Here is an 11400-nt window from a genome sequence, read left to right on the forward strand (position 1 = left end):
CTAGATTTTTATGCGCCTTTTTTCCAGGCGATGACGGAGATTTCTACGTTTACATTCTTCGGCAAGGTTTTCACGGCTACGGTTTCGCGCGCAGGCTGGTTCTCCACAAAATATTGCGCATATACGTCGTTGATCGTCGCAAAATCATCCATATTACTAATGAAGATCGACGTTTTGACCACGTCGTTGAAGCTGTATCCAGCGTGCTCCAAAATGGCCGATACATTTTTCAAGACCTGATGTGTTTCATCGGCAATTCCGGTAGCGACCAATTGCATGGTTTTGGGTAAGAAGGCAATCTGCCCAGAAACGTACAAGGTTTCGCCAGCTTGCACTGCTTGGTTGTAAGGGCCGATGGCTTTTGGTGCTGAGTCGGTATTAAATATCTTCTTTTCAGACATGGGATATAAGGTGTAGTGATATAAATATTTCGTGGTTTTGTATGCTTACAGCTAATGTACGACACCGCGACAAAAATCTGAAATTTAATTGTAGAAGACCTTGTGGGACAATTCTTTTTTTTGAAGGATAAAATTGTAGTTTTGCTTGTTATGAACTTTTGGAATATGAGGCAACGAATTGGTTTTTTATGGGTAGGATTGGTGATGATGTTGGTGTTGTTTTCTTGCGGGAGCAAGAATAGACGCAATAAAGTATTGGTAAAACCAAATACCGAGGTAACGGGCCTAGCGCAGGGTAAACCGGAGCTGGAAGGGCCGAAAGAAGCGGAGGTAGCGCAAACATCGCGCGCGGCCGAAGTTGTAAAAGCAACGAAAGTAGCCGAGAAAGAGGTGCCGCAGCCGATACGCACGCAATTGCCAGAAGTTCGTCGCGAATTTCGCGCGGCTTGGATCGCTACGGTAGCCAATATCAATTGGCCATCGAAAAACAACCTATCGACTGAGCAGCAAAAGCAGGAAGCGATCACGCTTTTGAATTTGTTACAAGAGAATAATTTTAATGCGGTGATCTTTCAAGTAAGACCATCGGCCGATGCGTTATATAATTCTTCCTTAGAGCCTTGGTCTTATTTCTTGACGGGCGAAACAGGTCGTAAACCATATCCGTATTACGATCCGTTGGAATTTTGGGTAGAAGAAGCGCATAAGCGTGGTTTGGAATTACACGTTTGGCTCAATCCTTATCGTGCGCACCACAGTTCCGGTGGCGGTGTCGGCAGCGCGTCTTTGGTAAAGAAATTTCCGAAAAATGTGGTGCGATTGAAGAATGGTATGTATTGGTTTGATCCAGCAGATCAAACCACACAAGATCATGCTTCGATGGTGGTGCGCGATATAGTAAAACGCTATGATATTGATGGCGTGCATTTCGATGATTATTTTTACCCGTATGCATCGTATAATGGCGGTGCCGATTTTCCAGATAATACTTCTTGGAATGCTTATCGCCAACGCGGCGGTAATCTTTCGCGTCCCGACTGGCGTCGGGATCAAGTGAACCGCTTTATCAAGCGCGTTTACGGAGAAATCAAAGCCGAAAAGAAACATGTTAAATTTGGATTGAGTCCGTTTGGCATCTGGAAACCAGGATATCCATCTGGAATCACGGGATCATCGCAATACGATGAATTGTATGCCGATGCCAAATTGTGGTTAAACGAAGGTTGGGTAGATTATTTTGCGCCGCAATTGTATTGGGCGATTGATCCGCCACGTCAGAGCTTTCCCGCTTTATTGCGTTGGTGGCAGTCCGAAAACAAACACAATCGCCACCTTTGGCCAGGTTTAAATACAGTGGAAGTGCGTACGGCAGATCGCCCGACAGAAATCGTGCGCCAAGTGGAATTAACGCGCCAGATCGTGCCGAATAGTCAAGGTGTTATTCACTGGAGTATTGCGGGCTTAACCAAAAGTCCGGCCATGGTACAAGCATTGGTCAATGGACCATACAAAGAGAAAGCCTTAGTTCCTGCTTCACCTTGGTTGCAAACAACGCCGTTGATCACGCCAACGTTATTGCTAACGAAGGAGAAATCCGGATCTGTTTTTGCCAAATGGCAACACCGCACACCAGAAGATGTCAATCACTGGGTGGTATATGCTAAGTACGGCGATAATTGGGAATACACGATCTACGATCGGGATATTACGTCGAGCGAGTTCTCGCCGAACAAACAAGGAGCTAAGTTGCGCGGCGTTGCGGTACAAGCGATTGATCGATTGGGTAATGCGAGTGATTATCTCGCTTACGACGTTAAATAGCGATTTGGACTGTCCTTTAAGAAGTTGATTTTTTTGAATAGATTTATAAAAAACAAAAGTTGATATGATCTACGCTCGACTTCTTATCATCTTCCTATTAGGTGGTCTCTATCAAGTAAGCTGTTCTTCTGGCGCTAGCAAACAATCGGCCTCTTCGTTGGAATCGAGAGATTCTGTGCAATCCGAAGTGCAGCAATTACTCACCGGAGCCGATCAGACGGAAGACTATTTGCCATTGCTTCAAGGTAAGAAAGTTGGACTCATGGCCAACCAAACCTCCATTGTAGGCGATACGAGTACGCATCTTGTCGATTTTTTATTAGCTCATAAAGTTGATGTGAAATTTGTATTTGCACCGGAACATGGATTTCGTGGACAAGTAGAGCGTGGTGAAAAAGTCGACAATGAAGTAGACAGCAAAACAGGTATTCCGCTGCCGACCTTATATGGCGGTAATGATAAGCAGGATGAGATCGTGCAATCTATCGACGTGATGATCTTTGACCTACAAGACGTCGGTGCGCGATTCTATACCTACATTACTTCCTTGCATCGCGTGATGGAGTTGTGTGCCAAACACAACAAACCGCTCATCGTATTAGATCGTCCGAATCCATGTGGTGATCAAGTCGATGGTCCGGTCCGATCGGATGATCGTTTTAAAGCCAATATTTCTTTCCACAAGATTGCCATGATTCATGGCCTTACGATTGGGGAGCTGGCGCAAATGATCAATGGTGAAGGTTGGCTCGAAGAAGGCCGCCAATGTAAATTGCATATCATTCCGGTGGCACATTACACGCATTCGACCAGATATGTGTTGCCCGTAGTGCCATCACCAAGTTTACCGAATGACGTTTCAATCAGGCTATATTCTTCGTTGTGTTTATTTGAGGCGACTGATTTTTCTGTCGGACGAGGTACGGATTGGCCTTTTCAGGTTGTCGGTTATCCAGATCCGGTCTTTGGCGATTTTAAATTTACGCCTGGCGAAAAATCGGGCATGGCCAAACATGTGGAAGGCAAGGGGCAAGTCAACTATGGATTGGATCTGCGTGGTGTCGATCCCGATCAACAACAGTTTACGTTGAAATACTTATTGGATTTTTATCACGAAATGCCGGATAAGAAGCGATTCTTTACCCGTCCGGATTTCTTCGATAAGCTTGCTGGTACCGATCAATTGCGCAAGCAAATCATCGCTGGTAAGAGCGAAGCGGAAATCCGAGCATCGTGGAGGGAAGAATTGACCGCCTATAAAACGATGCGCAAGAAATATTTGCTGTATCCAGATTTTGAATAAGAGGCCGAATTGCGGCATTACGATATATTATTGACCATATTATGATCATTAGAACGACCGAAAAAGAATCGAATCACCAAGGATTGGATAAAATGTCGACCACCGAATTGTTGACCAATATCAACCAAGAAGATCAAACCGTGCCTAATGCGGTGGCATTGGCTATTCCAGCGATTGAAAAATTAGTGGATATCACCGCGGATCGGATGAAAGCTGGAGGAAGACTTTTTTACATCGGCGCGGGTACGAGTGGTCGCTTAGGTGTGGTCGATGCTTCTGAATGTCCGCCGACATTTGGTGTGCCCGACGATTGGGTAATGGGATTGATCGCCGGTGGCGATACGGCCATTCGCAAAGCGGTCGAAAACGCGGAAGATGACGCGGAGCAAGCTTGGAAAGATTTGGAAGCTTACGACATTAATTCGAAAGATACTGTGGTCGGCATCGCTGCTTCTGGCACGACGCCTTATGTGATCGGCGGATTGCAGCGTGCTAACGCGGCAGGTTTGGCGACGGGATGTATTGTGTGCAATGCTGGATCGCCTATTGCTGCTGAAGCGCAATATCCGGTAGAAGTGGTGGTCGGACCGGAATTTGTGACTGGCTCCACACGCATGAAAGCGGGAACAGCACAGAAATTGGTGTTGAATATGTTGAGCACGGCTGTGATGATTAAGCTTGGCCGGGTCAAAGGAAATAAAATGGTGGATATGCAGCTATCGAATCATAAATTGGTCGGCCGTGCGGTACAGATGGTGATGGACGAAACAGGTGCGGATGAAGCGAGCGCAAAAGCATATTTGGACAAATACGGCAGCGTGCGCGCTGCGGCTACGCAATACGAAGCAGATTTAAAAAACGCCTAACGCCCTAATGATGTCGCCGATTATCTTATTATGTTTCCTGATTGTCTATTTTGGCGTGCTGCTTTCCATCGCGCATTTCACGTCCAGAAAATCCTCTGACAATGCCACTTTTTTCGTAGCAAACCGCAATGCGAAATGGTATATGGTGGCCTTCGGCATGATCGGCACGGCGCTTTCTGGCGTGACCTTTATCTCGGTGCCCGGAGCGGTCGGTGCTAATAATTTCAGTTATTTTCAATTTGTTATTGGTAACGCACTGGGCTTTGTGCTCATCGCATATGTCCTGCTACCGCTGTATTATCGATTGAATCTTACTTCGATTTACACGTATTTAGAAGAACGGCTTGGTCATCGAAGCTATAAAACTGGCGCGATGATCTTTTTGATTTCGCGAACAATTGGTTCGGCCTTTCGCCTGTATCTGGTGGCGATCATTCTGCAAAAATTTATCTTCGACGCGTGGAATGTACCATTTATCGTTACCATTGCTATGTGTCTTCTGCTGATCTGGCTGTACACCAATAAAGGTGGCCTAAAGACAATTATCATCACCGATATGCTGCAAACTTTTTTCCTACTGTTGGCGGTCGTGCTGTCTATCTATTTTATGGCAGATGGATTGGGCTTGTCTATGGTGGAGGCTTTCGAAGCAGTCAAGGAAAGTAGTTATTCGAAGATTTTTGTGTGGGAAGATTTTCTAGGTTCGCGCAATCATTTTTGGAAACATGTGATTGGCGGCGCATTTGTCACAATTGCGATGACAGGGCTGGATCAAGATCTAATGCAAAAGAATTTGAGCATGCGCACCATTGGCGAAGCGCAGAAAAACATGCTAACGTTTACCGGTATCTTTATCGTGATCAACCTGTTTTTTCTTTGTGTCGGTGCGCTGTTATATATCTATGCCGCGAAGAATCAAATCGATCTTACGGCAATGCGCACGCCAGATTATCTGTATCCAGAGATTGCGCTCAATTATCTGACGGTGCTACCTGGGATTATTTTTATGTTGGGACTTACGGCGGCGACGTTTGCCACCACAGATTCTGCATTGACGGCTTTGACGACTTCCTTCTGTGTGGATTTTCTAGGATTTAATAAGAAAACAGACCCAAATGCACCGCATTTGATTCGCCAGCGAAACTACGTTCACGCAGGGTTTTCGGTCATCATGCTTCTGGTGATTATGGTCTTTCGGATCGTGAATGATGATTCAGTGGTGAATGCGATTTTCACGGCTGCCGGCTATACGTATGGGCCTTTGTTGGGTTTGTTTGCTTTTGGGATTTTAACACAATTACGCGTTCGCGACCAGCTGGTTCCTTTCATCAGTGTGATTTCGCCGACGATTATTTTTCTGGTCATCAATACAGATTATCTATTTTCACTGGGCAGCTACCAAGTAGGGTTTGAGCTGATTATTTACAATGGGCTACTTACCTTTTTATTGCTCCTGCTCACTGCGCCTGGCAAACGCGCTTTGGAAAGTAGCGTATCTAATGAAGTGCCACAGCGTTAGGAATACTGTTAAAAGAGCTTAACTAACGGTCGCATTTTTGCGCAACTAGTAAAAATGGTTTAAGTTTGGTAATAGATCTATATTTTCAGCATGTACGACAGTTACAATGAAACCATTACATATATCCGCCGAAAAATAGGCGATTTTGTGCCAGAATTTGGCGTAGTCCTTGGGACAGGTTTGGGGAAGTTAGTTAATGAGATTGAGGTGACACATCAATTAATGTATTCTAATATTCCTCACTTCCCGATCTCAACGGTAGAGTTTCACTCTGGTAAATTGATTTTTGGGCAACTTAATGGTCGTAATGTGGTGGCCATGCAAGGACGATTGCATTATTACGAAGGATATGAAATGCAGGAAATTACGTTTCCGATACGTATCATGAAGTTATTGGGTATCCAGAAATTATTCTTATCCAATGCTTCGGGTTCTTTAAATCCAGATATTAAGAGTGGTGATTTGGCTATAATCGATGATCATATTAACCTATTGCCGGAGAACCCGCTTCGTGGCGCTAATAATGACGATTTTGGTCCACGTTTTCCAGATATGAGCCAGCCTTATGATCGTGCGATGATCGAGCAAAGCTTATCGATAGCACATGAATTAGGATACAAAGCACATAAGGCAGTGTATGTAGCAGCTCCTGGGCCAAATTTAGAAACTCGGGCTGAATATCGTTATATGCGGATTATCGGTGGCGATATTGTAGGAATGAGCACTGTACCTGAAGTGATCGTAGCGCAGCATATGGGTGTCCCGGTTTGCGCTATTTCGGTAGTGACGGACGAAGGATTTCACGCGAACTTAGAGCCGGTGTCTTTGAAGCAGATTGTAGGAGTGGCTTCTGATGCTGAACCAAAATTAACACGACTGTTAAAAGAACTTATTGTGTTGCAATAAATTGGCTCAGATGATGTATTTTTGTCTCAATTTGCCGCGAATTTATTAAAAGATGATCTTGTTGAGGGCGTTTCTATTGTGTGTCGTTTTATGTTGTCTGTCTTTTGTGGCGAAGGCACAGGAGCAAGAATTTAGTTCGGCGCTAGATTCTGCACGTGTGGCGGAAGATAATAAACAAGATTCGGTGGTATTCTCGGCGCGCTATGTCAGATATACCACTCTGGCAGCGCTCAAGCAGCGTACGCAAACTTTCCAGATCGATACTACTCATCACAATTTTCAATATTATAACAAACAGCAGCTACCATGGAATCCCAGCATACATTTGGGTTCGTACGGTTTGGCCACTCGCGATTTGTTATTCAACCCCAATAAAAGTATAGGTTTCCAGCCCGGCTATTATGGGCTTGATCGCTACCTTATCAAAGCCGACTCTGTGCAGTACTATCGCGCTCGTGCTCGGTATTCGGAGTTGTATGCTGTTGGATTCTTCTTTGATGATCAGATTTTTAGAGCAAAATTGGCACAAAACATTCACTCTCGCCTAAATATCGGAGCAGAATATAATGCGGCCAACACCGACGGATTTTATCAGAATCAACAGTATAGCGATCGAAAGGGTAGCGTATTTTCGTGGTATGAGTCGCCTAACCTTAGGTACAACCTGCTAACGAACTTTACCTTCAATACCTTAGATGCAACGGAAAATGGTGCGATTGTTAATGATGATGTTTTTTCTGATAATACAGAAAGCAGAGGATCACTCAGTGAGCTCCCCAACTTGCGAGGTATGAATGCTGATCGGCCACGAACGAAATGGAAAGACGTCGGCCTATTCTTGCGACAATCTTTGTATTTGGGACGTATCGATACGATCAATAAGAATCTTCCGGAGATGCAAATCCGGCCTACTAACGTTGTTGCGCATAGCGTCTTCCTACAAAACAGAAGCTTTATGTTCTTTAAAAATGAAGCTGATGCAAATGGTGTATTTCCGCTCAACAACTTGACACAGGTGGGAGATACTACGCGGATTACTACGTTGACCAACGACTTTACCTATAGTTTTTTTCTTCGTAGCCCTTCCTTGGCTAACGAAATAAAGTTGGATCTAGGTTTTCAAAATGATTTGATTTGGTACGGCGAAGGTCGGCAACGTGGCGCCAATGATTTGCCGGCTTTGCGTGATCCAGCTTACTTACAAGACACGATTTATCGTACTACTTTTCAAAATAGTATGATCAAAGGAAGAGCGGGTTATCAATTCTCTGATCGTGTAGATGTGAGCTTGGGTGTAAACCAAATTGTGTTAGGGGAGAATTTTGGTGATTTTTTGTACGAAGCGCAAGCTAATATTTCGGGAGGCGACAACCTTGGACATATACAGTTGGGCGCTTATACGCAAAACAAATCGCCGGAAATGATCTTCCAGCGCGCCAACCTGTCGTATCATCAGTGGCGACCAGGGGAGACCAATTTTAATAATACGACGACTCAAAACCTTTCCTTCTCGTACGTGAACCCTAAATTGCGTTTTTCGGGGAAAGCAGAATACTTTCTAATGGATGGCTTTCTTTATTTTAAAGAAGTGGATAATCCGACAGATGAACCCGCTTTGCTGCGTACAATAGAGCCGGCGCAATATGGAGCATTGAATTTGTTGAAGTTGACGATGACCCAAAACTTCAGCTTTCGAAAGTTTCATCTGGACAATAGGGTCGTGTATCAAAAATCAGATGCTATGGACGTACTGGCTATTCCAGAGCTTTATACGTGGCATAGCTTCTATTATGCGGATGTACTTAGTGAAGTGCTCGACTTTCGCTTAGGTTTAGATGCGCGATTCAATACTCCTTTTAGAAATCCATCTTATGCGATTAATGCGGGGCAATTTTATAATGATAATGCAGCAATTCAATTTTCTACTTATCCCATTTTCGATGTTTGGGCCACCGCCAACATCAAACGAGTTAATCTTTTTCTAAGCTATAACTTTGTGAATCAGCACATTGCTCCTAACGGATTTTACACGGTTAGGCGATATCCTATGCAGGATGCCAATCTGCGCTTTGGTCTGTCTTGGAAATTTTACGATTAATTATCCTTTTTTAATCCAATCAAATTACGCTTTATTACTGTTTTGCTTGTGTTGCACTGAGTACTACTTGGGTTAGAAATTATTATCCGTACTTTTGTAACCAATAAAGAAAAAACAGAATTTTGTTTTGTTTAATTTGAGAAAATCAAAAGATAAAATTGCGTTAAGTTATGCTAGCCTATTTATTTATGGCGAGCATGGTGAAGATGCTTTGCGCAATACTTTCGCGACAATCGTCCCGGCTTTGGTGCTATTCTATATTGGGCATTTGGACCAAGCGATCACGATTGGTTTAGGCGCTTTATTTGCTACGCTAACAGATCTGCCAGGGAATCGGGAGGACAAATGGCGTTCAGCATTGTGGACCATTCCAGTGTTTAGCGCTGTTGCGTACATTACGGCAAGCGCCACAGCACTTCCACAGCTTTTAATACTCTGGCTGGTGATCTCCGCTTTCGGTTTCACGATAATTTCGATCTATGGTGCGCGATTCGCTGCAATGGGATTGATGGCTTTAGTCCTGATCACGTTCACCGTTGGTCTTTTGCCTGCAGATCCGATCAGCTATGCAGTGCATATCGGAGTAGGTGTATGTCTTTATTTCTTTTTTAGTGTGCTTCAAGTGCACTATTTCCCGTATCGTTCTCTCAAGTATGCCATAGCGGAAAGCTTTTATCGTATGGCTGTGATGTTGAAAAATAAAGCGAAATTTTATGACGAACAAGTGCCGCTAGAACAGGCATACAAGCAGTTAGGTGTTTTGCATCTACGAGTTAGCGAGCAGCAAGAAAGTGTGCGCAATTTGCTTTTACGTGAAAAACGGTTAACAGATAAGTCGTCCGATTCTAGCGATTATTGGATCAAGCAGGCCGTCGGAGTTACCGATCTTTATGAGTTGTTAGTGGCTTTGGATCATGATTATGATGCAATTCGCAAGCTTTTAGCGCCTGTGCAGGTCTTAGAATCAATTCGTGCTTTAATAATGTTATTAGCCGAGGAAGTAGATTTGCTAGCTTGGAAGTGTGCGCACAATTCGAGAATCGACAAGCGCTATTCCAAGCTTGTCGAGATCGAGGCAATTTTGAAAGACCTGTCTTTAAAACGCGACACCATATCGGGAGAAGAATCGCAGGTATTAGGAGCAACCGTTCGTAATGCGAGGTATATTGTAAGCTGTATTCAGCGAATACGATTGGTACTGGATCGCGATGATCGTGATCAAATCACGGATGGGCGATATAGCTATTCACGATATATTGCGCGAGCACCGAAAGGTGTACGTGCATTGCGTCATCAATTTTCTTTTCGTACGCCCGTTTTTCCATTTGCGTTGCGTTTGGCGTTATTGTTTGGTGTTGGAGGTAGCATTGGTCTCTTTTTGCCAGAGTACCATTATACATATTGGATTTTAATTACGTTAGTCGTTGTGGCAAGGCCTGGATTTGCCACAACCAATACACGAAATGCTCAACGGATTATCGGAACGCTTGCCGGTGTTTTATTAGGTTTTGTGCTGTTATTACTAATTCCTTTGCCAGCGGTATTGCTATCCTTATCGGTTTGCGGTTTATTTGGATTCTTCTTTTTCAATCGCATCAATTATATGTTTAGTGTGCTATGTCTTACGCCAGCAATTATCATGGCACTGCATGTGTACGAAGGGAATTTGGTCGATATACTGGGTAGTAGAATAGTATTTACTTTAGTTGGTAGTTTGCTAGCGTGGTTGGGTTGGTTTTTCATCCCAGTGCGGCAAGATAAGGGTTTGACAAATCTGGCGGCAAATGTAGTGGAGAAAGGGGAGGAATATCGCAGCGTGATCTTGAAAAAAATTGGCTGGCATGAAGTGGATGATAATGATCTGCGCTTGGCACGCAAAACTGCACATGTAGCTTTGGCAGCATTTTCTTCGGCGATGGATCAACTGCGTCATGAGCCAGGGGCTAGGCGGCGTAATTGGAGAGCCATATACACATTCCATTCATTAGCTTACCGTCTAAATTCGCTAATGATAGGATTATCTGTAGCTGCTGCAGAGGTAGGGTTCGAGCAAGATGCTACAGCCTTGCTGCCCCGTATAGCGTACATCGATAAATTACATACCGAGCTGCAAAAGATTTATCAAGATCTGTAGAAATCTATCTCATTGATAATCCGTGTGATCGAAATTTAATTCGATTAATTTAGCTAATTAGTTTTGAAAATCAGATTTTACGCATATATTTGCACACGCAAACAAAAGGAGAATTAGCTCAGCTGGTTCAGAGCACCTGCCTTACAAGCAGGGGGTCACTGGTTCGAACCCAGTATTCTCCACCAAAAAAACAAAAAGGAGGATTAGCTCAGCTGGTTCAGAGCACCTGCCTTACAAGCAGGGGGTCACTGGTTCGAACCCAGTATCCTCCACATCAAAAAGCATCAAGAAATTGATGCTTTTTATTTTTACTAGCTTTAGTATTAATTGCTGAAGCAAGTATAACTATCCA

At 43.9% G+C, this 11400-nt stretch carries 8 protein-coding genes and 2 tRNA genes; 9 read left to right on the forward strand and 1 reads right to left on the reverse strand.

Annotated features, from left to right (window positions below):
* Positions 1–8 precede the first annotated feature (8 nt).
* Entirely contained in the window at positions 9–401 is a 393-nt protein-coding gene (locus tag A0125_RS12180; protein WP_066756519.1) for a RidA family protein, read from the reverse strand.
* Between the two features lie 165 nt (positions 402–566).
* Between A0125_RS12180 and A0125_RS12185 the strand changes: the two genes are divergently transcribed.
* The 9 genes from A0125_RS12185 (at position 567) to A0125_RS12225 (ending at position 11320) form a co-directional block, all read left to right on the forward strand.
* Positions 567–2222, forward strand: a complete 1656-nt coding sequence (locus A0125_RS12185) for a glycoside hydrolase family 10 protein (protein ID WP_156472534.1) — start codon at positions 567–569, stop codon at positions 2220–2222.
* Positions 2223–2286: 64 nt separating this feature from the next.
* Complete coding sequence (locus A0125_RS12190; protein WP_066756522.1) at positions 2287–3525, forward strand: exo-beta-N-acetylmuramidase NamZ family protein; 1239 nt, start codon at positions 2287–2289, stop codon at positions 3523–3525.
* A 41-nt stretch (positions 3526–3566) separates the two neighbouring features.
* Entirely contained in the window at positions 3567–4391 is an 825-nt protein-coding gene (gene murQ, locus A0125_RS12195; protein WP_066756525.1) for an N-acetylmuramic acid 6-phosphate etherase, read from the forward strand.
* A gap of 10 nt (positions 4392–4401) precedes the next feature.
* Positions 4402–5910: a sodium:solute symporter gene (locus A0125_RS12200; protein WP_066756528.1), complete on the forward strand. Its 1509-nt coding sequence runs from the start codon at positions 4402–4404 to the stop codon at positions 5908–5910.
* Positions 5911–6000: 90 nt separating this feature from the next.
* Positions 6001–6816: a purine-nucleoside phosphorylase gene (locus tag A0125_RS12205; protein ID WP_066756531.1), complete on the forward strand. Its 816-nt coding sequence runs from the start codon at positions 6001–6003 to the stop codon at positions 6814–6816.
* Between the two features lie 106 nt (positions 6817–6922).
* Positions 6923–8914 carry a putative porin gene (locus tag A0125_RS12210; RefSeq protein ID WP_231863224.1) on the forward strand — a complete coding sequence of 664 codons (1992 nt, stop codon included), beginning with the start codon at positions 6923–6925 and terminating at the stop codon, positions 8912–8914.
* A gap of 136 nt (positions 8915–9050) precedes the next feature.
* Positions 9051–11048 carry an FUSC family protein gene (locus tag A0125_RS12215; RefSeq protein ID WP_156472535.1) on the forward strand — a complete coding sequence of 666 codons (1998 nt, stop codon included), beginning with the start codon at positions 9051–9053 and terminating at the stop codon, positions 11046–11048.
* A gap of 107 nt (positions 11049–11155) precedes the next feature.
* Positions 11156–11233 (forward strand) — tRNA-Val (locus tag A0125_RS12220).
* A 12-nt stretch (positions 11234–11245) separates the two neighbouring features.
* Positions 11246–11320 (forward strand) — tRNA-Val (locus tag A0125_RS12225).
* Positions 11321–11400 lie beyond the last annotated feature (80 nt).

Source organism: Sphingobacterium populi, from assembly GCF_001586775.1.
Taxonomy (GTDB): domain Bacteria; phylum Bacteroidota; class Bacteroidia; order Sphingobacteriales; family Sphingobacteriaceae; genus Sphingobacterium; species Sphingobacterium populi.

What these genes read in the sequence shown, in the direction of transcription:
- A0125_RS12190 (WP_066756522.1), top strand. Translation starts at nt 2,287, where the DNA reads ATGATCTACGCTCGACTTCTTATCATCTTCCTATTAGGTGGTCTCTAT.
- A0125_RS12200 (WP_066756528.1), top strand. Translation starts at nt 4,402, where the DNA reads ATGTCGCCGATTATCTTATTATGTTTCCTGATTGTCTATTTTGGCGTG.
- A0125_RS12205 (WP_066756531.1), top strand. Translation starts at nt 6,001, where the DNA reads ATGTACGACAGTTACAATGAAACCATTACATATATCCGCCGAAAAATA.
- A0125_RS12180 (WP_066756519.1), bottom strand. Translation starts at nt 401, where the DNA reads ATGTCTGAAAAGAAGATATTTAATACCGACTCAGCACCAAAAGCCATC.
- A0125_RS12185 (WP_156472534.1), top strand. Translation starts at nt 567, where the DNA reads ATGAGGCAACGAATTGGTTTTTTATGGGTAGGATTGGTGATGATGTTG.
- murQ (WP_066756525.1), top strand. Translation starts at nt 3,567, where the DNA reads ATGATCATTAGAACGACCGAAAAAGAATCGAATCACCAAGGATTGGAT.